This is a genomic window from Modestobacter sp. Leaf380 (assembly GCF_001424485.1).
Lineage (GTDB): Bacteria > Actinomycetota > Actinomycetes > Mycobacteriales > Geodermatophilaceae > Klenkia.
Window position 1 is genome coordinate 271,022 of the sequence record NZ_LMQC01000019.1, and the last position, 21,832, is coordinate 292,853.

Here is a 21,832-nt window from a genome sequence, read left to right on the forward strand (position 1 = left end):
GGTCATCCCTTGAGTGCGCCGGACATGAAGCCGCGCACGTAGTGGCGCTGCAGGAGGAGGAAGATCAGGACGCAGGGCAGCGCGAGGACGACGACGCCGGCCTCGGTGGCGCCGTAGTCGACGATGCCCATGGTCTGGCCGCGCAGGTTGGCGACTGCCAGCGGCAGCGGCACCTTGGTGGAGTCGGAGATCAGGATCAGCGGGGTGATGAAGTCGTTCCAGGCCGCGAGGAACGCGAAGATCCCCACGGTGATCAGGCCGGGCCGGACGGCGGGCAGGAGCACCCGGACGAGGGCGGTGAAGCTCCCGCAGCCGTCGACGAGGGCCGCCTCCTCCAGCTCCTTGGGCACGGCCTCGAAGGAGATCCGCATCATGAAGGTGGCGAAGGGGAGCTGGAACATCGTCAGCACCAGCGCCAGGCCGACCAGCGAGTTCTGCATGCCCAGGTCGTTGAGCAGCACGTAGAGCGGGATCAGCAGGGTCGCGTAGGGGACCATGAGGATCGCCAGCGTGCCCAGGAAGAGCAGGTTCTTGCCGGGGAACTGGAAGCGGGCGAAGGCGTAACCGCCCAGCAGCGAGACCCCGACGGTGAGCAGCACGGTGAGCACCGAGACGATCGTGGAGTTGAGCAGGTACTGCCCGATGCCCGCCTGGTAGTTGGCCAGCGTCTCGTAGTTGGCGAAGCCGTAGCCGTCGGTCTGCGCGGTGCCGCCCTGCGGGGAGACCGAGGAGACGGCGGCCCACAGCATCGGGAAGAGGAACAGCAGCGCGAGCCCACCGGTGAAGGTCCGCTGGCCCATGCTGGCCAGCGAGGCCGAGGGACGTCGGGGGCGCCGGCCCATGCTGGCGGTGGTGGGGGTGGCGGCCGGGTCGGCGCCGTCGGTCAACGGCGCGGCAGAGGCCACGGGTGTGGTGGTCATGCGTCCTTGTCCCCTCGCAGACCGAGGAACTGGACGGCGTTGAGCACGATGAGCCCGCCCAGCACGACGATCGACAGGGCCGCGGCGCGGCCCAGGTCGTTGGAGCCCTGGAAGGCCATGGAGTAGACGAGCTGGACGATGGTGACCGTGCTGTTGTCCGGCCCGCCCTTCGTCAGGATGTAGAACTGGTCGAAGGCCAGCAGCGAGCCCGTGACGCACAGGATCGTGCAGAGCGCCAGCGAGGGCTTGAGCAGCGGCAGGGTGATGCGGCGGAAGGTCTGCAGCGCGCTGGCGCCGTCGAGGCGGGCGGCCTCGTAGACGTCGCCGGGGATCGACTGGAGCCCCACGAGCAGCAGCAGCATGTAGAAGCCGGCGAAGCGCCAGACCACCAGCGCGACGGTCGACCACAGCGCGCGGTCCGGGCTGCCCAGGAAGGACACCGGGTCCTCGCTGATCCCGGTCCACTCCAGCACGGCGTTGAACGGGCTGGCCTGCGGTGAGTACAGCGCGTAGAACAGCAGCGACGCCGAGGCCAGGCCCAGCGCGCTGGGCACCAGGAACGAGGTCCGCACGAAGGCCGACCAGCGGCCGGACTCCTGGACGACCAGGGCCATCGCCAGCGCCAGGCCCAGCAGGATCACGGTCGTCACGACCGTGTACTTCAGGGTGAACCAGACCGCCGGCCAGAAGAGCCGGTCGTCGAGGGCCTTGGTGAAGTTCTCGGGCGCGTTGAGCCCCAGGTCCCCCGTGAACAGGCCCCAGTCCGAGACCGACATCCGGAACACCAGGATGACCGGGACGACGAAGAAGACGATGAGGAACAGCGCGGTCGGGGCGGCGTAGAGCGCGCCCTGACGTCGTCGCGCACGGGCCCGGCGGGTGACGCGCGGGCGCACGGCCGGACGGCGGGGACCGTCCTCCGTGGGGGGAGGGGCCGTGCTGTGGGTGGTCGCCATGGAGTTCTCCTCGTCCAGGTCGGCGCTCGGTGGGGCTGCAGGGTGCCGCCGGCCCGGAGGCCGGCGGCACCGTGGGAGCGCTACTGCTGGAGTGCCTCGGTGATGGCCTCGTTGTCGGCCTCGAGGGTGGAGGCGTCGCCGAAGACCTGGTTGCGGAACAAGGTGCTCCACGGGCTGCCGACGGCGTTGAAGGCCTGCTGGAAGTTCAGCGCGATCGGGGTCTGGCTGTCAGCGGCGGTCGAGACCTCGTTGATCAGCTGGACCCGGGGGTCGGTCGCGTAGGAGTTGTCCAGGAAGTCCGCGCGGGCCGGGGTCACGTTGTTCGCGGCCAGCACCTCGACCTGTGCGTCCTCGCTCATCAGCCACTGCATGAAGTTCCAGGCCTGGTCGGGCGTGTCGGAGTCCTTGCTGATGCCCAGGCCGTCACCACCGACGAAGGTCGAGGTGCCACCGTCGATCCCGGGGATGGCGGTCACGCCGACGTCCACGGTCTCGTCGGCGGTCTGCAGCAGGGTGGCCGGGTACGGCATGACGCCGATCTGGCCCTCCTGGAACGCGGCGGTCCAGGTCGCACCGGTCTCGTCGGCGGCGCCGGGCGCGATGGCGCCGGCGTCCTCGAGGTCGCGCCAGATGCCGTACACGTCCTGCGCGGTGTCGCTGGCCAGGTTGGCCGTGGTGCCGTCGTCCTCGAGGACCTCCTCGCCACTGGCCCAGAGCATCGGGAACCAGGTGAAGACGCCGCAGCCGCCGCAGTTGCCACCGAAGTAGGTGCCGTAGGTGTCGGGCTTGTTCAGCGCCTGCACGGCCAGCGCCTGGTCACGGAACTCGGTGAGGGTCGTGGGGCCCTGCTCGGGGTCCAGACCGGCCTCGCGGTAGAGGTCCTTGTTGTAGAACATGACCGAGAGGTCCAGCACGAAGGGCAGCACGTACTGCTGGTCCTCGTAGGTGCCGGCGTCCAGGACGGCGGGGTTGATCTGGTCGGCGTAGTCCAGGTTGCCGATGCGCTCGGTGATGTCGCTGAACAGGCCCGCGGAGGTCCAGTTCGGCAGGTAGACGACGTCGGCGGCGAACAGGTCGGGCAGGTCGCCGGAACCGGCGGCCGCGCCGACCTTGGCGACGTAGTCGTCGTTGGGGACGACGGTCAGCTCGACCTGGTTGTCGTGGCTGGCGTTGTAGGCGTCGACCAGCAGGTTGGCCTGGGCCTCCAGCGGGGCGCGCGTCCAGAGCGTGAGGGTGGTGCCGTCGTCGACGCCCTCCACGTTGGAGGCGTCACCGGTGGCGGCGGGCCCGTCCGAGCCACCTCCACAGGCGCCCAGTGCTGCGGTCATGGTGGCCACAGCGAGCGCTGCGGCAACCCGGGTGGTGCGGCGGCGTGGTGTCCACGTCATCGTGTCGTGCCTTCCTGTCAGCGGCGTGGTCTCGCCGCACCTGTACTTCAGAAAACAGTTTCGGACGAGCATGGCGCCCCAGGCGGTCGGGATCGAGCTGCCCTGTTGGTACAAGACCCCTCGACGCCGCGCTCGTGATCCACGTCGCTAAAACGTTTTCGGACCATATCGACGACACGGCATGCGGTCAAGGGCCTCGCGCTAGAGTCCCGATGTGTCGCAGTAGACACTCGGCAGGGAGGAGATCCGTGACGCTCGACGAGGTCGTCCCTGCGCGCCGTGGGCGGGCGGTGACCCTGCGGGAGGTGGCTGCCCGGGCCGGGGTCTCGATCGCCACGGCGTCCAAGGCGCTCAACAACCGCCAGCACGTGGGCGCGGCGACCAGGCTCCGGGTGCAGAACGCTGCCGAAGAGCTGGACTTCTCCCCGAACGCGATGGCGCAGGGCATGGTGTCCCAGCGCAGCGGGACCGTGGGGCTGCTGACCTCCGACCTCGTCGGCCGGTTCAGCATCCCGGTGATGCGCGGCGTCGAGGACGCCTTCGGCTCGGAGAAGATGTCGGTGCTGCTGTGCGACGCCCGCGGTGACCGGCTCCGCGAGCAGCACCACCTGCGCGCTCTGATCTCCCGACGGGTGGACGGGCTCATCGTGGTGGGGGCCCGGCCCGACCCGCGGCACTCGCTGGGGCACCTGGGCGTCCCCGTCGTCTACGCCTACGCCCCCTCAGACGACCCCGCGGACATGTCAGTGGTCGTGGACGAGCAGGCCGGCGGGCGGATGGCCGTCGAGCACCTGGTCACCTGCGGCCGGCGCCGGATCGCCCACATCACCGGGGACCCCAGCTACGGCGCCTCGCACGATCGGGCCGCCGGCGCACTGGGCGCCCTGTCCGACGCCGGGCTGGCGCTGGCCGGCGGCGAGGTCATGTACGGCAGCTGGAGCGAGGCCTGGGGGCGCGGGGCGACCCGGCTGCTGCTGGACCGGGACCCGGACCTGGACGCGGTCTTCGCCGGCTCCGACCAGATCGCCCGAGGCGTGCTGGACGCCCTGCTTGAGGCCGGTCGGAAGGTGCCCGAGGAGGTGTCGGTGATCGGCTACGACAACTGGGAGGTCCTCAGCCTGGACTCCCGGCCGCCGCTGACCACCGTGGACCCGGGGCTGGAGAACCTGGGCCGGGTCGCCGCGCTGCGGCTGGCCGCGGCGATCGAGGGCCGCGAGGGGCACGGCGTGGAGATCCAGGCCGGCCGCGTCGTGACGCGCTCGTCCACCGCGCCGCTGCACTGACCGCTGCCGGCTGAGCCGGCAGGCAGGCGGGCGGGACGTCGAGACGCCCCACCCGCCCGGCCATCCCGGCTCAGAACACCTGCCACTCCTTGATGCCCAGGCTGCCCTTGCCGCTGACCGTGCCGCGCGCGTTCAGCACCAGCCGCAGCTTGGTCGTCGTCACCGGGGTGAACGTCGCGGTGTTGTAGGTGTTCGCCGCGGTCGGGTAGCCGCTCGCGCCGGCGACGGCGCGCCAGGTGCTCGTCCCGGCGTCCCACCACTGCACCGACCAGGACGCCGGCACCGTGATGCCGTTGCCGTTGGCGTCCAGGTTGTCCACGAAGTAGACCCCGACCCGGCGCAGGCTCCGCACCGCGGGCCAGGTGTACTCGACCCACTGCTGGCTCACCTGCGGGTAGGCCCCCCAGGTGGTGGCGTTGTCATTGGGGGACACGTCGCGGGAGGTGGTGGGCTGCGCGCCGTCGTTGAGGCCGCCCACCCGGTTCCAGGCGGCGGTGAACGAGGCGGCCGCCGCCGCGGCCCCGGCGACGTTGGTCTGCGCCGTCAGCGCCACCACGCTCGAGGCCCCGGTGAGGCCGGGCACCTCGACGGTCGCCCGCCGGCCGTCGCTGACCAGCTGCGTGCCGGTGACCGCACCGTCGACCGAGACGGCGTAGCTGCCCGCGGGCAGGTTGGTGACCGTGATCCGCGGGGAGTACGTGCCGCCGGAGACGTTCTGCAGCGTGAGGGTGATCCGGCTGCGGTCGGTGGCGACCTCGGCCCGGGTGTAGCGGGTCCGGGCCAGCTGCACACCCAGGGTGCCCAGGTTGTACATCGTGAACGCGGTGCGGACGCCGTCCTTGGGCACGATCGTCTGCACGCCCGAGGTCAGCGTCAGGTCACCGCCGTAGGCGTAGAGCCCCACGACGTCGTCGTCCACGACGTTGACCGACGCCGACCTCAACCCGCCCCAGAAGCCCAGGTCGGCCTCGCCGGACCAGGCCCACCAGCCGTCCAGGATCGGGATGTTGCTGTAGTTGGCGATCGCGCCCTTCTCGCTCTGGAAGATCCAGGCCGCCGCCCCGGTGTTCACCGCCGCGGGGCTGATCTGCCCGGAGTTGATCAGCGCCCACCCGGCCAGCCAGGCACCGTAGGTCGAGCGCATGGCGTCGTCGAAGTCGCGGTCGGTGGGTGCGGCGTAGGTGCTCAGGTAGTCCTGCTGCTGCCAGGCGCCGAGCTGGCACTCGTAGCCCAGGTTCCACCAGGACTCGCCCATGTGCCGGTTGTCCGAGCCGTAGAAGTACCAGAGCGGCTGCATGCCGCGGCAGGCCAGCGACGCCGTCATGCACTTGTCGGCCAGCGCCCGGTTCCCGTACGTCTTGGCCAGGGTGTAGTTGGACTCGAAGCCCGTCGTGTCGATGCTCATCTCGGACGCGAAGGGGTACTCCTGCCCGAAGAGGTAGTCGCGCTTGGCCTCGATGAGCGAGCGCAACCGGGCGGACTGGGTGGTCTGCCCCTCGGCGTCCAGCGCCGCAAGGATGTCCGGGTAGGTCGACTCCCCCATCATCCCGTGGATCCGCGCCGCGTCACCGATCGGCGTGGGCAGCGGGATCTTGGTGAACATGGCGTTGAGCGTCTGGTAGGCCATGTCCAGGTACTGCGCCGGCGTGAACGCCGTGGTCAGGGCCGGGTAGGCCTTCTTGACCTGGTACATCAGGTAGTACGTGTTCGCGATGTGCACGTAGTTGTAGGCGCGCCACACCTGCTGGTCGTTCGGGGTGTCGTCGCGGCCGTCGTACCAGCGGTACACCTGCCAGGTGCGCTGGCCGTTCTCGGTGCGACTCTGCATGTAGCCCAGGATGAAGTTCTGCAGGTAGTAGTCGATCGAGGTGATCTCGGCCTGCTTGGGCGAGCGCAGGTTCTTCTCGGCCAGGAAGACGGCCGGGCCCAGCCCGAGGTCGTCGGAGCCGCCGGCCATCCACTCCTTCCAGCCACCGGGGGGGTAGTCGTCCCAGGTGATGAGCCGCTCGCGGGTCATGTCCCACTGCAGGTAGGCGCCGTCGTACCCGCGGGTCGTACGGGCCTGCTGCTTGGTGGTCAGGAAGGTGGTGCGCGACTCGATGAGCTCCTCGATCGGGCGCATCGAGGCGTACTGCAGGACCGACTCCCGGCCGGTGCCGTACTGCACGGTCACGAAGCGGGGCCCCAGACCGGTGAACCGCAGCTCGTAGAGCTGGTACCCGTTGCGCGTGCCGCGGGGGGTGATGGTCGTCTGGGTGCCCTGGGCCACGACGCCGGTGATGCCGTCCTTGGCGCGGACCGCGAGGGTGGCGGCGGTGTCCTGCGGGATGACCATGCCCGGCAGCGAGACGACGTCGACGACGCCGGCGTCGAACAGGACGTCGCGCAGGTCCTTGTAGTCCCCGGCCCAGCGGAAGGTGAAGCCCCAGGTCCTCTCGGCGCCGGGGGCCAGCGTCGTGGAGGTCGCCGGCAGGTACTGGGCGGCGTCGTTGCGGCGGGCGAAGGCGACGGCCTTGGAGTGGATGTAGAACTCCACGACCCCCTCGAAGCTGGGGGTGACCTCGCCGAAGGGGCCCTCCCCCTCCCCCGCCTTGTTCTTGAACTCCAGCCCGGTCCCGGGCTGCGGGGTCATCACCAGGTAGGGACCCACGCCGTTGGGGCGCTGCCAGTACACGTAGGAGCCGTCCTTGCCGACGAAGGAGTGCCGGCCGACGTTCTGCTCGTAGATGCCGGTCTGGTCACCGGCGTTCCAGAAGGCGTTCATCAGCACCGGGAACCCGAGGTCCTGGATCTCCAGGGCCTCGGTCGAGGTGTTCTTCAGGGTGATCGTCCAGGACAGCCGGTCCCGCGCGGTGCCCGTGAGGCTGTAGGCCGACGTCAGCGACAGACCGCGGATCCCGTTGGCGTTGGCCGGGGTGCCGGCGTAGGTGACCTGCACGCCGGCAGCGCTGGAGGTGACCTGGCGGATGTCGTCGGACAGGCTCGTCGTCATCGGGGTCCCCGCCGTCGCGCTGGCGCGACGCACGTTGAGCAGGACGTCCCCGGTCCACCGGGAGTCGTTGATGTCGAAGGCGGGCCGCGACGTCGGGTTGGCCACGTAGTTCGTGCGCAGCCCGTCGGCGGGGTTGACCAGCGTGTGGATCGCCCCGGTCGCCTGGTCGATCCGGACGTCGAAGACGCCGGAGGCCAGGTCGAAGCTGGGCCCCGCGGCCAAGGCCGCCGTGGGCAGCGCCCCGGCCATGGTGACGGTGAGCCCGGCAGCGGCCGAGCCGGCGAGGAAGCGGCGCCGGGACAGGTCCCGGGAGGGCAGGGTGGTGTCGGACATCGGTGTCCTCCAGGTCGATGGGGGCTCGTCCCCGCGGGCACTGCGGGGGCCGGCCGACGCGGGCTCCCGTCGGGTCGACGGGGCCAGGCCTGAGAGCAAGCTATGTCACACCACTGGGGTCAGGAAAGGCTTTTCGGACTTTCGCTGACCACCGCGCAGGTTGCGGTGTTTGCGCTGATCAGAGACGACTCGGTCCGCCGGCGGGCGGCCCTCTCAGCGCGGGTAGACAGCGACCTCGGAGGCCTTGACCGAGGCCCAGACCGAGGACCCGGGCACCAGGCCCAGCTCCGCGAACGCCGTCGCCGTGACGTCGGCGGTCAGCGGCACCTCACCGCCCAGGTCGCAGCGCACCGTCGAACCGTGCGGCGTCGCGCCGACCAGCCGGACCGGCCAGACGTTGCGCGGGCTGCCCTCGGGACGGGCCGGGTACAACGCCACCGTCTCGGGCCGGACGGCGACGAACACCGGTCCCTCGGCCGGCTCCCCGACCGCCACCACTCCCCCGCCGTCCAGCACGACCGTCGTCCCCCGGCCCTGCCCGGGCAGCAACGACAACCCGACCAGTCGGGCCACGTAGTCCGTGCGCGGCATCCGGGCCACCTCGGCCGGGGTGCCCTCCTGCACCACGACGCCGTCCTCGACGACGACGACCCGGTCGGCCAGCGCCATCGCGTCCACCGGGTCGTGGCTGACCAGCACCGTGCAGCCGGCGAACTCGGCCAGGTGCCGGCGCAGCTCCGCGCGCACGGTGAGCCGGGTGCGGGCGTCCAGGGCCGACAACGGCTCGTCCAGCAGCAGCAGCCGGGGCTCCCCCACCAGCGCCCGGGCCAGCGCCGCCCGCTGCGCCTGCCCCCCGGACAGCTGGGTCGGCCGCCGGTCGCCCAGGCCCGCCAGGCCGACGCGGTCCAGCCACGCGCCGGCCGTCGTCCGGGCGGCGGCCCGGCGGACCCCGCGGGTGCGCAGCCCGAAGGCCACGTTGTCGGTCACCGACAGGTGCGGGAAGAGCAGGTGGTCCTGGAACACCACGCCCAGCGGCCGCTGGTGGGGCGGGACGTGCACCTCGTCGTCGTCCCAGACCACCTCACCGCCCGGGACGTCGAGCGCCACCCGGCCGCCGTCCGGGGCGAGCAGCCCGGCCAGCACCCGCAGGACCGTGGACTTGCCGGCGCCGTTGGGGCCCAGCACGGCCAGCACCTCGCCGTCGGCGACGGTCAGGTCGACGTCGACCAGCAGTGCCCCCCGCCGGACGACGACGTGCGCGCGCAGGCTCACGCGACCGGGCTCCCCGAGCGGCCCAGCCAGCGGTCGCGCAGCAGCAGCAGGGTGGCCAGCGAGACCCCCAGCAGCACCAGCGACAGCACGATCGCCGCCTCCGGGTTCGACTGCAGGGCCAGGTAGACCGCCAGCGGCATCGTCTGCGTCGTCCCCGGGAAGTTGCCGGCGAAGGTGATGGTGGCGCCGAACTCGCCCAGCGCCCGGGCCCAGCAGAGCACCGCGCCGGCCGCGACCCCGGGGGCCACCAGCGGCAGGGTCACCCGGCGGAACGTCGTCCACCGGTCGGCCCCCAGGGTGGCGGCGGCGTCCTCGAAGCGGGCGTCGGCGGCGCGCAACGCGCCCTCCACGCTGATCACCAGGAACGGCATGGCCACGAACGTCTCGGCGATGACCACGGCGGTCGTGGTGAACGGGATCGTCAGGTCGAACTGCTCGTACAGGAACCGGCCGACGATCCCCTGCCGGCCCAGCACCAGGAACAGCGCGACGCCGCCGACCACCGGGGGCAGCACCAGCGGCACGGTCACGATCGCGCGCAGCACCGACCGGCCGGGCAGCGTCGAGCGGGCCAGCACCCACGCGATGGGGACGCCGAGGACCAGCGACACCGCGGTCGCCAGGGTCGCCGAGAGCAGCGACAGCCGCAGCGCCTGGCCGACCTGGGGCTCGGCCAGCTGGGGCAGCAGGTCCGACCACGGCGCCCGGACCAGCAGCCCGACCAGCGGCAGCACCAGGAACGCCACGCCCAGCAGCGCCGGGACCAGCAGGGGTGCGGGCACACCACCGCCCCGGGGCCGTCGACGACGGCGCCGGGGCGGGGCGGGCGCGGTGCTCAGTTCGACGGGCTCCGGAACCCGGCGTCGGTGAGCGCCTGCTGCCCGGCGTCGGACCCGACCAGGTCCAGGAACGCCCGGGCGGCCTCGGGGTTGGGCGCATCCGACAGCTGCGCGATCGGGTAGTCGTTGACGGCGTCCTCGGCCTCGGGGAACGCGATGCCCTCCACCCGGCCCGCGGCGGACTGCACGTCGGAGGCGTAGACCAGCGCGGCGTCCACCTCGCCGAGCTCCACCTTGGTCAGCGCGGCGCGGACGTCCTCCTCCAGGGTGTCGGGCTGCGCGGTGACCCCGGCAGCCTCGAAGACCTGCTCGGCGGCCGCCCCGCAGGGCACGTCCGGTGCGCAGACCGCCAGGGTCAGGTCGGCGTCGCCGAAGTCGGCGATGCCGGTGACGTCGGCCGGGTTGCCCTCGGGGACGGCGATGGCCAGCACGTTCTCGGCGAACACCGTCGGGTCGCCGTCGGCCAGCCCGGCGTCGGTGACCACGGTCATCTGGGTCTGGTTGGCGCTGGCGAACACGTCGGCCGGTGCGCCCTGGGTGACCTGGGTGGCCAGCGCGGAGCTGCCGGCGAAGTTGAAGGTGACCGTCAGCCCGGGGTTGTCGGCCATCAGCCGGTCCCCCAGGTCGGTGAACACGTCGGTCAGCGAGGCGGCGGCGAAGACGGTGAGCGTGCCGGTCAGCCCGCCCCCGGCCGCCGTCCCGTCGGCGGGCGACGCGGCGTCCGTGGTGGACCCCCCGCAGGCGGTGAGGGCGAGCAGCCCGGCGGCAGCCAGGGTCAGGGGAGCACGCAGACGCACGGGGCCTTCTCTCGTCGTTCCGGCTCTTGTCGTTCCGGTGGGATCAGGGGACGTCGACGCTGACCTGGGTGGCCTTGACCGTGGCCACGGCGCGCACGCCGGTCTCCAGACCCAGCTCGTCGGCTGCCTCGCGGCTCATCAGCGAGACCATCCGGTAGGGGCCGCACTGGATCTCCACCTGCGCCATCACGGTGTCCCGGACGACGCGGGTGACGATGCCGGTGAGCCGATTGCGGGCACTGGAGCCGCTGGTCGTCCCCGGCGCCGGCGCCTCGCGCAGCTCGGTGGCCACCCGGGCGAGGTCGGCGCCGTCGACCTGGGCCGGCCCGCTCCCGCCCCGGGAGGCGGCGAGCCGGTCGCTGTCGATCCAGCGGCGGACCGTGTCGTCGCTGACCCCGAGCAGCTCCGCGGCCTCGGCGATCCGGTAGGTGGCAGTCACATCGCGCACCATAGACACGCATCTGCGGATCGGCAACGCGTCGTCGACCGCAGCAGCGGATGCGTCGCCGTCCCCGCTGGGTGGCTGAGCCGTCCCCGCTGGGTGGCTGAGCCGCCCCCCAGGTGGATGAGCCCTCCTCGCTGGGTGGCTGAGCCGCCCAGCTGGGGGTTGGGCCGCCGTCTACCGCGGCCTGTCCCCCAGCCAGGTGGCTCAGCCACCCAGCACGGCGGGTTACGGCCGCGGGCGGGGGTCGCGGGCGAGGCGCGGTGGGGACGACGGGGGGCCGGGGGCGGCGGGGAGGGCGGGGACGGCGGGGAGGGCGGGACGGCGGGGAGGGAGGCCGGTGGGACGGCGGGACGGGAACCGGACGGGGACGGCAGCGGGAGAGCGGGCGGGGCTGCGCGGGGCGCTCACCTGCGGGGGGTTTGACGATCAGCGGAACCGGGGCAGCAGCGCCCCGTGACCGACTCTGCCACCGCAGCCACCAGCGCCAGCGCCGTTTCCGCACGACCCACGGCCGGCGCCACGGCCGCAGTGCGCACCCGCCGCATCCGCCAGGCTGCGCGTGAGCTGCTGGGCACCGGCGGCTTCCGGCCGGGCCAGGAGGAGGCCCTGCAGGCGGTCTGCGCCGGGCGGGACACCCTCGCGGTGCTGCCCAGCGGCGCCGGCAAGTCGCTGGTCTACACGGTGGCCGGGGAGCTGCTGGAGGGCCCAGTGGTCGTCGTCTCCCCGTTGATCGCCCTGCAGCGCGACCAGGTCCAGCGCCTGCACGACCTGGGGCTGACCGCGGCGGTGCTGAACTCCACCGAGTCGGCGACCGACCAGCAGGCCGCCCTGGACGGCCTGGGTGACGGATCGGTCCGTTTCCTCTTCCTGGCCCCCGAGCAACTGGCGAAGGCGCAGGTCACCGCCGCGCTGCGGGCGACCGCCCCCGCCCTGCTCGTCGTCGACGAGGCGCACTGCGTCTCCTCCTGGGGGCACGACTTCCGCCCGGACTACCTGCGCCTGGGTGCCGTCGCCGAGCAGCTGGGCGGCCCGACGGTGCTCGCGCTGACGGCGACCGCCGCTCCCCCGGTCCGCGCCGAGATCGTGGAACGGCTGCGGATGGAGGACCCCGCCGTCGTCGTCGCCGGGTTCGACCGGCCGGAGATCCGGTTCGAGGTCGAGCACCACGCCGACGCCGACGCCAAGACCGCCGCCCTGCTGGACCGCGCCGTCGCCGAGGCCCAGCGCGGGAACGGCATCGTCTACAGCGCCACCCGGCGGGGCACCGAGGAGCTCGCCGAGGCCCTCGCCGGCCGCGGACTGCGCACCGGGGCCTACCACGCGGGGCTGGCCAAGAAGGCCCGCACGGAGGTGCAGCGGGCGTTCATGGCCGGTGAGTTCGACGTCGTCGTCGCCACCAGCGCGTTCGGCATGGGCATCGACAAGCCCGACGTCCGCTTCGTCCTGCACGCCGAGCCCGCTGACTCCCTGGACAGCTGGTACCAGGAGATCGGCCGCGCCGGCCGGGACGGCGACCCCGCGGTCGCCGTCCTCTTCTTCCGGCAGGAGGACCTCGGCATCCGCCGCTTCTTCGCCGCCGGGGTGCCCGCCGAGGAGGACCTGCAGCACGTCGCCGGGCTGGTCCGGGCCGGGGACGCCGCGGGCGCGGAGGTCGACGTCCGGGCGCTGCGGGAGGAGACGCACCGCGGCGCCACCCCGCTGACCCGTGACCTCAACCTGCTCGAGCAGGTCGGCGCCGTCACCCTCGCCGACGACGGCACCGTGCTCCCCTCCCCCGACGCCCCCGCGCCCGGCGAGGCGGCCACCGCGGCCCGGCAGCTGGCCGAGCACCACCAGCGCGTCGACGAGAGCCGGGTGGAGATGATGCGGGCCTTCGCCGACACCACCGGGTGCCGCCGGCAGTTCCTGCTCGGCTACTTCGGCGAGGAACTGGACGGCCCGTGCGGCAACTGCGACACCTGCACGGCGGGCAGCGCCCAGCAGGCCGCCGAGCAGCGCGCGCACGACCCGGCCGCCGGCACCTTCCCGGTGGACACCCCGGTCGAGCACGCCGAGTGGGGACCGGGTGTGGTCATGCGGGACGAGGGCGACCGGATCGTCGTCCTGTTCGAGCGGGCCGGGTACCGGACGCTGGCCACCCGCGCCGTCACCGAGCACCACCTGCTGCGGCCACGCTCGGCGGCCTGACCGTTTCCCGCTCCGGCCAGGACGGGTAGACCCCCGGGACGCCCAGCCCCCGGCGTCGGCACCACCCCCGGGAGAGCCCCGTGACCACACCCCGCACTACCGGCACCCGACCCACCAGCGGCTGGCCCCGCACCCTCGCGCTCGTCGTCGGCGTCGTCTACACCCTGGTCGGCATCGCCGGCTTCTTCGTCACCGGGTTCGACGACTTCTTCGGCATGAGCGGTGACACCCTGCTCGGCTTCATGGTCAACCCGTTCCACAACGTGGTGCACCTGGTCATCGGGCTGGCCGGCATCGCGTTGTCCCGCACCCTGAGCGGGGCCCGGACCTACGGCTGGTTGCTCGGCCTGGGCTACGGCGCCGTCTTCGTGTACGGCCTCTTCACCGTCGGCGAGAGCTGGGACCCGCTGAACCTGAACTGGGCCGACAACTGGCTGCACCTGGCCAGTGCCCTGATCGGCTTCGTGATCGCCCTGGGCCCGGTCCGCCGGGTCGACACGGTCGACCACGGCCGGACCGAGTCCCTCGGCCCGGACCGCCGCCGCTGAGCCCCCGACCCGGGGCGGGACACCCGCGACAGCGGGTTACCGTCCCGGGCATGGACTTCGCACTCTCCGCCGCAGCCGAGGACGTCAGTGGCCGGATGTGGGACTTCATGCGCGAGCGTGTGTTCCCCGCCGAGGCCGTCTACCACGCATGGCGACGGGAGCGTGGCCACGACGACCACTCCCTGCCGCCGGTCATCGAGGAGCTCAAGGCCGAGGCCCGCTCCCGGGGCCTGTGGAACCTGTTCCACCACGAGCTGGCCGGGCTCTCCAACCTCGAGTACGCCTCCATCGCCGAGATCACCGGCTGGTCGCCGGTCATCGCCCCCGAGGTCGTGAACTGCGGGGCGCCGGACACCGGCAACATGGAGACCCTGATGCTGTTCGGCACCCCCGAGCAGAAGCAGCAGTGGCTCGAGCCGCTGCTGGCAGGGGAGATCCGCTCCGGGTTCGCGATGACCGAGCCCGACGTCGCGTCCTCCGACGCCCGCAACATCCAGACCTCGATCGTCCGCGACGGCGACGAGTACGTCATCAACGGCCGCAAGTGGTGGATCACCGGCTCGGCCGACGAGCGCTGCGCCGTGTTCATCGTGATGGGCAAGACCGACCCCGACGGCCCCGCGCACCAGCAGCAGTCGATGGTGCTGGTCCCCCGCGACACCCCCGGCCTGGAGATCGTCCGACACCTGCCGGTCTTCGGCTACCAGGACCAGCACGGGCACTCCGAGCTGCGCTTCACCGACGTCCGGGTGCCGGTCAGCAACATCCTGGCCGGGGAGGGCGAGGGCTTCATGATCGCCCAGGCCCGCCTGGGCCCGGGCCGGATCCACCACTGCATGCGGGCCATCGGCATGGCCGAGCGCGCCCTGGGCCTGATGGTCGCCCGCGCCCAGGACCGGGTCGCCTTCGGCCGCCCGCTGGCCGAGCAGGGCACCGTCCGGGAGGACATCGCCCGCTCCCGCATCGAGATCGACCAGGCCCGGCTGCTGGTGCTCAAGACCGCCGACCTGATCGACAAGTACGGGGCCAAGGGCGCCCGCACCGAGATCGCCGCCATCAAGGTCGCCGCCCCGCGGGTGTGCCTGGACGTCATCGACCGGGCCATCCAGCTGCACGGCGGCGCCGGCGTCAGCGACGACACCCCGCTGGCCGAGTTCTACGCCCACGCCCGCACGCTGCGGATCGTGGACGGGCCGGACGCCGTCCACATCAGGTCGGTGGCCCGGGAGGAGCTGGCGCGCGAGCGCCCCTACGTCGGCTGACCCCGGCCCGCGCGCCGAGCGTGGATCAGGGGCGTTCACCGGAGTCCGTCCTCCCACACCACATCTCGTGGGGGAGGACGGACTCTGATCAGGGACCCTGATCCACGCTCAGGCGCGCGGGGGTCACATGGCCAGGTTGCCGCCGATGGCGCCGCCGGCGAGGTGGCCGAGCAGGGTCTGCTGGTCCAGGCCGACCGCGGTGAGGGCGTCGGCGTCGCGAGCTGTGTCGATCGTGTCCGGCAGGTCCGCGGCCTCGACCCGCTCGGCGGTGTCGTTGTCGCCCTGCCCGTGCAGCAGCTGGACCAGGTCCTTCTTGGCGAGCTCCACGCGTGTTCTCCCGTCGTCCCCGGGAGCGCCGTCGGCCCCCGCCCGTGCCGACGCGGTGCCCGTCACACCGCGGGGTAAACGGCGTTTCCGCTCAGGCGGTTGAGGACCGCTTCACCAGGAACCCGCCGACGCCGGCGAGCAGCAGCCCCACGACGACCTGCGCGATGCCCACCGTGCCGCGGTCGCTGGAGAACCAGGTGGGGCTGGACAGCAGCAGCACGACGGCGACGCCGAGCACGAACAGCCCGACCAGACGCTCGCGGCGGGCGTTGCGGGTGCGGGGCTCAGCCATGCCTCCCACCCTAGGGACGCCCTCCCCGCCTCGGCATGGGATCCCCCGCATACCGCCTGACGCGTTGGCAGTATGCGAGGGATCCCATGCCAGGGCGAGGGGTCAGCGGACGCCGAGGAGGTGGTCCATGGCGAGCTGGTCCAGGCGCTCGAAGGCCATGCCGCGCTCGGCCATCGCCTGGACGTCGAAGGACTGCTCCCGCACGGTCGCCAGGGTCTCGCCGGCGGCCAGGGTCGGGGTGCGCAGCTCGGCGACGCGGGAGGCGGCCAGCGCCTCCTGCACCTCGGGGTCGGCCCGGAACGCGGCGGCCTTGGCCTTCAGCGCCAGGTAGTTGGCCATGCAGCCGCGGGCGGACTCCCAGACACCGGCGGCGTCCTCGGTGCGCGGGGGCTTGAAGTCGAAGTGCAGGTAGCCGTCGTAGCCGCCCTGCTCCAGGGCGTCGACGGTCCAGAAGGCACCGCGCAGGTTGCCGGCGCCGAAGCGCAGGTCCTGGTCGTAGCGCGGGCCGTGCTGGCCGTTGAGGTCGACGTGGAAGAGCTTGCCGTGCCACATGGCCTGGCTGATGCCGGCGGCGAAGTTCAGCCCGGCCATCTCCTCGTGCCCGACCTCGGGGTTCAGGCCGACCATCTCGGAGTGCTCGAGCTCGTTGATCAGCGCCAGGGCGTGGCCGATCGTGGGGAGCAGGATGTCGCCGCGGGGCTCGTTGGGCTTGGGCTCGATCGCGAAGCGCATGTCGTAGCCCTGCTCGATCGCGTACGAGCAGAGGGTGTCCATGCCCTCCTTGTAGCGCTCCAGCGCCGCACCGATGTCCTTGGCGGCGCCGGACTCGGCGCCCTCGCGGCCACCCCAGAAGACGTAGGTGGTGGCGCCCAGCTCGGCGGCCAGGTCGATGTTGCGGGCGGCCTTGGCCAGGGCGTAGCGGCGGACGTCGCGGTCGTTGGAGGTGAACGCGCCGTCCTTGAAGACGGCGTGGCCGAAGAGGTTGGTGGTGGCCATCTCCACGCCCATGCCGGTCTCGGTCAGCGCGGTGCGGAAGCGCTCGAGGGTGGCGTCGCGGGTGGCGTCGTCGGGCACCAGGTCGTCGTCGTGGAACGTGACGGCGGCAGCACCGAGCTCGGCGAGCTGGTGGACGGCCTCGACCGGGTCCATCGGCGGGCGGACGGCGCCGCCGAACACGTCGACGCCCTGCCAGCCGACGGTCCAGAGGCCGAAGGAGAAGCGGTCGGCGGGGGTGGGCTTCAGGGTGGTCATGCGGAGGCCTCCAACGGCACGGTGGTGGGGTCGTGGAACACCGGCTGCAGCGCGACGTGCGCGCCGCCCCGGACGGCTGCGGTGAACCCGAGGGTGGACAGGACCACCCGGCGGGGGCCCTCGACCCGCGCGGCGAGCGCGCTGGTCAGGGGGTCGAGCAGGAACTCGCCGACCACGGCGAAGTACCCGCCGAGGACGACGACGGCGGGGTCCAGCAGCGACACCAGGACGGCGGCGCCGACGCCCAGGCCGGTGCCGATGTCGGTGAGCGCGGCCAGCGTGCGGGCGTCGCCGGCGCGGGCCCGGGCGACGACCTCGGCGAGCCGGTCCTCCAGGTCGCGGCCGGGGTCGCAGAGCGGGTCGCCGGGGTCGGCGGCGGCGCGCAGCAGGGCACCGAGGCCGACGACGGTCTCCCAGCAGCCCCGCCGTCCGCAGCCGCAGGGCGCGTCGCCGGGGGTGAGCGCCAGGTGGCCGACCTCGCCGCCGAGCCCGGTGCTGCCGCGCAGCAGCCGCCCGCCGCTCACGACGCCGCCGCCGACACCGACCTCGCCGGTCAGGTAGACCAGGTCGGGGGTGCGCGCGTGCGGGCCGGCCGACCACTCGGCCAGGGCGGAGAGGTCGGCGTCGTTGGCCACGGTGACCGGCAGTCCGGTGCCGGCCAGGCCGGCGGCGACGTCGAGGCCGGGCCAGCCGGGCAGGTTCGGGGCGGTGGCGACGACGGTGCCCTGCACGCTGCCGGGGACGGCGACGGTCAGGCCGACCGGGGTGGCGTCGACGTCGGCCAGCACCGCGCGGACCAGCGTCGTCACGGCGTCCAGCACCTGGCCCGCGGGGGAGCCGGCGACGTCGAGGGCCAGCCGGCGTTCGGCCCGGACCTCGCCGCGCAGGTCCAGGACGAGCACGGCCAGGTAGTCGACGTTGACCTCGACGCCGACGCCGCAGACGCCCCGGCCGCCGAGCTCGACGAGGGTGCCCGGGCGGCCGACGGAGCCGGGCCGGTGCAGGGCGCCGTCGGCGACCAGCCCACGGTCGACGAGCTCGCCGACCAGGCTGGAGACGGTGGCCTTGGTGAGCCCGGTGTCCGCGGCCAGGCGGGCCCGGCTGCGCGGGCCGTCGTCCCGGAGGCGGGCCAGGACGGCGGCCAGGTTGGCGCTGCGCACCTGTCCCTGGGTCTGCACGCGCCACCCCCCAGCCGTCTCGTCCCGCCATTCGTTTGGTCGTTGCACTATTGTCTGCGTCACGCTCGCCCGTCAACCCAGGAGGTCCCCGTGCCGCTCGTCGCCGGTGTGGACAGCTCGACCCAGGCCTGCAAGGTCGTCGTCCGGGACGCCGAGAGCGGGGAGCTGGTCCGCGAGGGCCGGGCCCCGCACCCGGCGGGCACCGAGGTCGACCCGGCCGCCTGGGAGGCCGCGCTCACCGAGGCGCTGGCCGGCGCCGGGGGTCTGGACGACGTCGCAGCGCTCGGCGTGGGCGGGCAGCAGCACGGCATGGTCTGCCTGGACGAGGCCGGGGACGTCGTCCGCCCGGCGCTGCTGTGGAACGACGTCCGCTCCGCCGGTGCCGCGGCCGACCTGGTCGCCGAGCTCGGTGGCGGACAGGCCTGGGCGGACGCTGTCGGCATCGTCCCGGTGGCGTCCTTCACCGCCTCGAAGCTGCGCTGGCTCGCCGACGCGGAGCCCGCCAACGCCGACCGGACGGCGGCCGTCTGCCTGCCGCACGACTGGCTGACCTGGCGACTGTCGGGCGCAGCCGGGCTGGACACCCTCGTGACGGACCGGTCCGACGCGAGCGGCACCGCCTACTGGTCGGCGGCCACGGGGGAGTACCGGCCCGACCTGCTGACCCTGGCGCTGCGCGGGCGCACGCCGGTGCTGCCGCGGGTCGCCGGGCCGCACGAGCTGGTCGGCGCGCACGGCTCGGTGCAACTGTCCGCCGGCGCCGGGGACAACGCGGCCGCCGCGCTCGGGCTGGGCGCCCGGCCGGGGGACGTGGTGGTCTCGATCGGCACGTCCGGGGTGGTGTCGGCGGTGTCCGAGGTGGCCGCGGTCGACCCGACCGGCACCGTCGCCGGGTTCGCCGACGCCACCGGCCGGCACCTGCCGCTGGTCTGCACGCTCAACGCCGCCCGGGTGCTGGACTCGGCCGCGGCGATGCTGCGGGTGTCCCTGGACGAGCTGGCCGAGCTGGCGCTGCAGGTCCCGGCGGGGGCCGACGGCCTGGTGCTGGTGCCCTACCTGGAGGGCGAGCGGACCCCGGACCTGCCGCACGCCACCGGCTCGGTGCACGGGCTGACCCTGCGCACCTCGACGGCGGCGCACTGGGCCCGGGCCGCGGTGGAGGGCCTGCTGTGCGGGCTCGCCGACGGCATCGAGGCCCTGGTCGCCCAGGGCGCGGCGGTGGAGCGGGTGCTGCTGGTCGGTGGGGGAGCCCGCTCCCGGGCCGTCCAGGAGATCGCCCCGGCGGTCTTCGGCCGGCCGGTGCTGGTGCCCGAGCCCGGCGAGGCGGTCGCCGACGGTGCTGCCCGGCAGGCCGCCTGGGCGCTGACCGGGAGCCTCCCCGAGTGGGCCGCCGCCGGCACCCGGCTGGTGGAGGCCGACCCGACGCCGTCGGTGCGCGAGCGTTACGCCGAGGTCCGGGACCGCACCGACCGCTGACAGCAGGAGCCCGGTGGTCCTGGGGACCACCGGGCTCCTGTCGTGCTGCCGAGGGCCTAGACGGGGGCCCTGACCGAGACCTCCGCGACCTGCACGTTGCGGGCGGCCGCGGGAGCCCGGCCGTTGTCGTAGGCAGCCGTGACGACCAACCGGAGCTGCCGGGCCAGGACGTCGGGGGTGTCGAAGGTGGCTGCGGCGTTAGGCATCTCATAGGTGCCCAGCGTGGTCCAGGCCCCGTTGACCAGGGCCTCGATCCGCAGGCTCCGGGGGCCGTACCCGACCCGCGGGGTCACCGTCACCGAACCGATCGCCTGGGCGGTGCTGGCGCTCTGGCCGTACGTCACGGTGAGCGTCTCCGGGCGGGTCGGCTGGGGACCCTGACCCTCGGTGGTCCCGCTGCTCACCCAGAAGGTCGACGCCCTGCCGTCGACGGCCAGGGACGCCGGGTAGGCCGGCTGGCTGGTCGATGCGGTGGCAGTGGGGGCCGGGACCAGGCTTCCGGTGTAGTCCACCGGGGCCGGCTGTGGTGTCGTGTCGCGCTGAGCATCGGCACCCGTGGCGCCAGGACCGGTGCGCAGGTCAGTCACCCGGAAACCGCCTCGGATGCCATCGCCGACCTGCAGGTAGGCCATGCTCAGGACGCCGTCGCGCTGCAGCCGGGTCCGGTCGACGACCAGCTCGGCCAGCGGGTCCGCGGCGGGGTCGCTGAAGGCCAGCTGCCAGTCCGACCAGGTGCTGGCGGCCGTCGCGGTGACGACCCGCCCGTCGGGCAGGACCACCCACGCCGTGTCCTGGGCGTCGAAGAGCAGCTTCGTCCGACCGGCGCTGTTGCTGTAGAAGGGCAGCTCCATCGACCGCCACGTTCCCTGGGCGTCCCGCCAGTGGTGGAAGGGCTTCGCGTACTGCGCCCGCTGGGAGTAGGTGGAGGTGTGACAGCCGCCGATGGCGGCCAGGTCGGCGTCGTTGAACTGGGAGGTCATCACGTGGACCCGACCCTGACTGTCGAAGGTCTGCGCCTCCTGGTTGATCAGCCCGCGGTTGATCGAGATCGGGACGACGACGTGTGGGTCACGCACGGAGATCCGGTCGCTGGTCCCGGTCCGGCCGGTGACCCGACCGCTGTCGTCCGTCCAGGTGAGGCCGCCGTCCGAGCTGCGGGCGTACCCCAGGTCGTGGTTGCCCAGGCCGCCGCTGTTGCACCAACCGGCGCGCTCGCGCCACGAGAAGCTGATCTCGAGGTCCCCGGTCACCGGGTTGGTGCCGAAGCCGTGCAGGTAGCTGTACCGGGACGAGCTGCTCCCGTAGGGACCGGTCCACGTCCCGGTGGAGTCGGTGAAGCGTCCCAGGTAGGTCCAGGTCCCGGCCGCGTCGCCGTTGTAGCGGACCAGCGTCTGCTCGCCGGCGTGGGTGATGCCCTCGCGGTAGGTCAGCAACAGCTGCCCGCGGTTGACCTCGAACTGCGGGTAGGTCCACAGGCCGGTGTTGCCCGTCCCACCCGGGTTGGTGAACGGCAGGACCCGGACGACCGCCTCGAACGATCGGGACGTCCAGGCGGCCGTGGCGATGTCCGGCACGGACTTGACGTAGAGCTGGGCGCCCGTGTGGGTGCCCAGGGCGAGGTGGAGTCGCCCGTCGGACGGGGAGACGGCCATCGAGATCGTGTTGTGCGAGTCGTTGGCGGCGAGCCGGCCGTCGAGCTCGAGGCTCTGCCAGGTCCCCCCGGGCAGGGTCCGCCGGGACACCACGACGGTGCCGTCCTCGCGGTACCACGACGTGTACTGCAGGTTGTCGACGGTGAGCAGGACGTCCTGCTGGAAGCTCCCGATGTTGACCGAGCCCTCGTAGGTGACACGGGCGTGCGCCGCAGGGTCCAGCAGGTGGTCCGAGAGGCGCTGAGCTGGTGCCGCCTCGGCGGCGAACGCGCGGGACGGGGCGAGAGCTGTCTGACCACCGGCGAGCAGAGCCGCCAGGGTGACGAGGAGGACCACGGCGCGGGAGCGCCTCAGGGGGATCGTCATCGTTCCTCCGGTGTGTTGATACGTTTCAGTGCCAATGTGTCCCGGCACACAGCCACCTGACAAGGCGA

At 73.1% G+C, this 21,832-nt stretch carries 18 protein-coding genes; 5 read left to right on the forward strand and 13 right to left on the reverse strand.

Translation table 11 applies throughout. The features are described 5' to 3' along the window. Positions 1–2: 2 nt before the first annotated feature. From ASG41_RS13760 to ASG41_RS13770, 3 genes are all read right to left on the reverse strand, one after another. Complete coding sequence (locus tag ASG41_RS13760) at positions 3–920, reverse strand: carbohydrate ABC transporter permease (protein ID WP_200938893.1); 918 nt, start codon at positions 918–920, stop codon at positions 3–5. Further along, the gene (locus ASG41_RS13765; protein WP_056295690.1) at positions 917–1,876 is read right to left on the reverse strand and encodes a carbohydrate ABC transporter permease; all 960 of its coding nucleotides are present in this window, start codon (positions 1,874–1,876) and stop codon (positions 917–919) included. Before ASG41_RS13765 ends, ASG41_RS13760 begins: the two co-directional genes overlap by 4 nt. Before the next feature lie 80 nt (positions 1,877–1,956). Continuing rightward, positions 1,957–3,204 carry an ABC transporter substrate-binding protein gene (locus ASG41_RS13770; RefSeq protein WP_200938895.1) on the reverse strand — a complete coding sequence of 416 codons (1,248 nt, stop codon included), beginning with the start codon at positions 3,202–3,204 and terminating at the stop codon, positions 1,957–1,959. Positions 3,205–3,512: 308 nt separating this feature from the next. Here ASG41_RS13770 and ASG41_RS13775 point away from each other — a divergent pair, with 308 nt between their 5' ends. Further along, positions 3,513–4,547 carry a LacI family DNA-binding transcriptional regulator gene (locus ASG41_RS13775; protein ID WP_056295696.1) on the forward strand — a complete coding sequence of 345 codons (1,035 nt, stop codon included), beginning with the start codon at positions 3,513–3,515 and terminating at the stop codon, positions 4,545–4,547. 70 nt (positions 4,548–4,617) lie between these two features. Here the strand turns inward: ASG41_RS13775 and ASG41_RS13780 are convergent, their stop codons facing one another. The 5 genes from ASG41_RS13780 to ASG41_RS13800 form a co-directional block, all read right to left on the reverse strand. Next, complete coding sequence (locus ASG41_RS13780) at positions 4,618–7,872, reverse strand: DUF5695 domain-containing protein (RefSeq protein ID WP_056295699.1); 3,255 nt, start codon at positions 7,870–7,872, stop codon at positions 4,618–4,620. 213 nt (positions 7,873–8,085) lie between these two features. Then, positions 8,086–9,144, reverse strand: coding sequence for an ABC transporter ATP-binding protein (locus ASG41_RS13785; RefSeq protein ID WP_056295703.1), 1,059 nt, complete (start codon positions 9,142–9,144; stop codon positions 8,086–8,088). Beyond that, positions 9,141–9,926, reverse strand: a complete 786-nt coding sequence (gene modB, locus ASG41_RS13790) for a molybdate ABC transporter permease subunit (protein WP_200938901.1) — start codon at positions 9,924–9,926, stop codon at positions 9,141–9,143. Before modB ends, ASG41_RS13785 begins: the two co-directional genes overlap by 4 nt. Before the next feature lie 53 nt (positions 9,927–9,979). Further along, positions 9,980–10,780, reverse strand: a complete 801-nt coding sequence (modA, locus tag ASG41_RS13795; RefSeq protein WP_056295710.1) for a molybdate ABC transporter substrate-binding protein — start codon at positions 10,778–10,780, stop codon at positions 9,980–9,982. Positions 10,781–10,823: 43 nt separating this feature from the next. After that, positions 10,824–11,219: a molybdopterin-binding protein gene (locus ASG41_RS13800; protein ID WP_304438029.1), complete on the reverse strand. Its 396-nt coding sequence runs from the start codon at positions 11,217–11,219 to the stop codon at positions 10,824–10,826. Between the two features lie 459 nt (positions 11,220–11,678). Here ASG41_RS13800 and ASG41_RS13805 point away from each other — a divergent pair, with 459 nt between their 5' ends. The 3 genes from ASG41_RS13805 to ASG41_RS13815 all read left to right on the forward strand — a co-directional run bounded on the left by ASG41_RS13805 (position 11,679) and on the right by ASG41_RS13815 (position 15,222). Further along, the gene (locus tag ASG41_RS13805) at positions 11,679–13,412 is read left to right on the forward strand and encodes an ATP-dependent DNA helicase RecQ (RefSeq protein ID WP_235564792.1); all 1,734 of its coding nucleotides are present in this window, start codon (positions 11,679–11,681) and stop codon (positions 13,410–13,412) included. 80 nt (positions 13,413–13,492) lie between these two features. Further along, positions 13,493–13,960, forward strand: a complete 468-nt coding sequence (locus ASG41_RS13810; RefSeq protein WP_056295720.1) for a DUF4383 domain-containing protein — start codon at positions 13,493–13,495, stop codon at positions 13,958–13,960. 50 nt (positions 13,961–14,010) lie between these two features. Further along, complete coding sequence (locus tag ASG41_RS13815; protein WP_056295723.1) at positions 14,011–15,222, forward strand: acyl-CoA dehydrogenase family protein; 1,212 nt, start codon at positions 14,011–14,013, stop codon at positions 15,220–15,222. Between the two features lie 123 nt (positions 15,223–15,345). Here ASG41_RS13815 and ASG41_RS13820 read toward each other — a convergent pair whose 3' ends face one another. The 4 genes from ASG41_RS13820 to ASG41_RS13835 all read right to left on the reverse strand — a co-directional run bounded on the left by ASG41_RS13820 (position 15,346) and on the right by ASG41_RS13835 (position 18,270). Beyond that, positions 15,346–15,549: a hypothetical protein gene (locus tag ASG41_RS13820; RefSeq protein ID WP_056295725.1), complete on the reverse strand. Its 204-nt coding sequence runs from the start codon at positions 15,547–15,549 to the stop codon at positions 15,346–15,348. Between the two features lie 91 nt (positions 15,550–15,640). Then, positions 15,641–15,841 (reverse strand): hypothetical protein, encoded by a 201-nt coding sequence (locus ASG41_RS13825; protein WP_056295728.1) that lies wholly within the window; start codon positions 15,839–15,841, stop codon positions 15,641–15,643. Between the two features lie 102 nt (positions 15,842–15,943). After that, positions 15,944–17,092 carry a xylose isomerase gene (xylA, locus tag ASG41_RS13830; protein ID WP_056295731.1) on the reverse strand — a complete coding sequence of 383 codons (1,149 nt, stop codon included), beginning with the start codon at positions 17,090–17,092 and terminating at the stop codon, positions 15,944–15,946. Further along, positions 17,089–18,270, reverse strand: coding sequence for an ROK family transcriptional regulator (locus ASG41_RS13835; RefSeq protein ID WP_082556924.1), 1,182 nt, complete (start codon positions 18,268–18,270; stop codon positions 17,089–17,091). The genes xylA and ASG41_RS13835 overlap by 4 nt, the downstream gene beginning before the upstream one ends. 90 nt (positions 18,271–18,360) lie before the next feature. On the opposite strand from ASG41_RS13835, the gene xylB reads away from it, so the two are divergent. After that, positions 18,361–19,746, forward strand: coding sequence for a xylulokinase (xylB, locus tag ASG41_RS13840; protein ID WP_056295734.1), 1,386 nt, complete (start codon positions 18,361–18,363; stop codon positions 19,744–19,746). Positions 19,747–19,802: 56 nt separating this feature from the next. Here xylB and ASG41_RS13845 read toward each other — a convergent pair whose 3' ends face one another. After that, positions 19,803–21,764, reverse strand: a complete 1,962-nt coding sequence (locus ASG41_RS13845; protein WP_082556925.1) for a BNR-4 repeat-containing protein — start codon at positions 21,762–21,764, stop codon at positions 19,803–19,805. Positions 21,765–21,832: the final 68 nt, after the last annotated feature.

Coding starts and splice junctions, on each gene's coding strand:
- ASG41_RS13760 (WP_200938893.1), bottom strand. CDS start 920: ATGACCACCACACCCGTGGCCTCTGCCGCGCCGTTGACCGACGGCGCC.
- ASG41_RS13765 (WP_056295690.1), bottom strand. CDS start 1,876: ATGGCGACCACCCACAGCACGGCCCCTCCCCCCACGGAGGACGGTCCC.
- ASG41_RS13770 (WP_200938895.1), bottom strand. CDS start 3,204: ATGACCGCAGCACTGGGCGCCTGTGGAGGTGGCTCGGACGGGCCCGCC.
- ASG41_RS13780 (WP_056295699.1), bottom strand. CDS start 7,872: ATGTCCGACACCACCCTGCCCTCCCGGGACCTGTCCCGGCGCCGCTTC.
- ASG41_RS13815 (WP_056295723.1), top strand. CDS start 14,011: ATGGACTTCGCACTCTCCGCCGCAGCCGAGGACGTCAGTGGCCGGATG.
- ASG41_RS13825 (WP_056295728.1), bottom strand. CDS start 15,841: ATGGCTGAGCCCCGCACCCGCAACGCCCGCCGCGAGCGTCTGGTCGGG.
- xylA (WP_056295731.1), bottom strand. CDS start 17,092: ATGACCACCCTGAAGCCCACCCCCGCCGACCGCTTCTCCTTCGGCCTC.
- ASG41_RS13845 (WP_082556925.1), bottom strand. CDS start 21,764: ATGACGATCCCCCTGAGGCGCTCCCGCGCCGTGGTCCTCCTCGTCACC.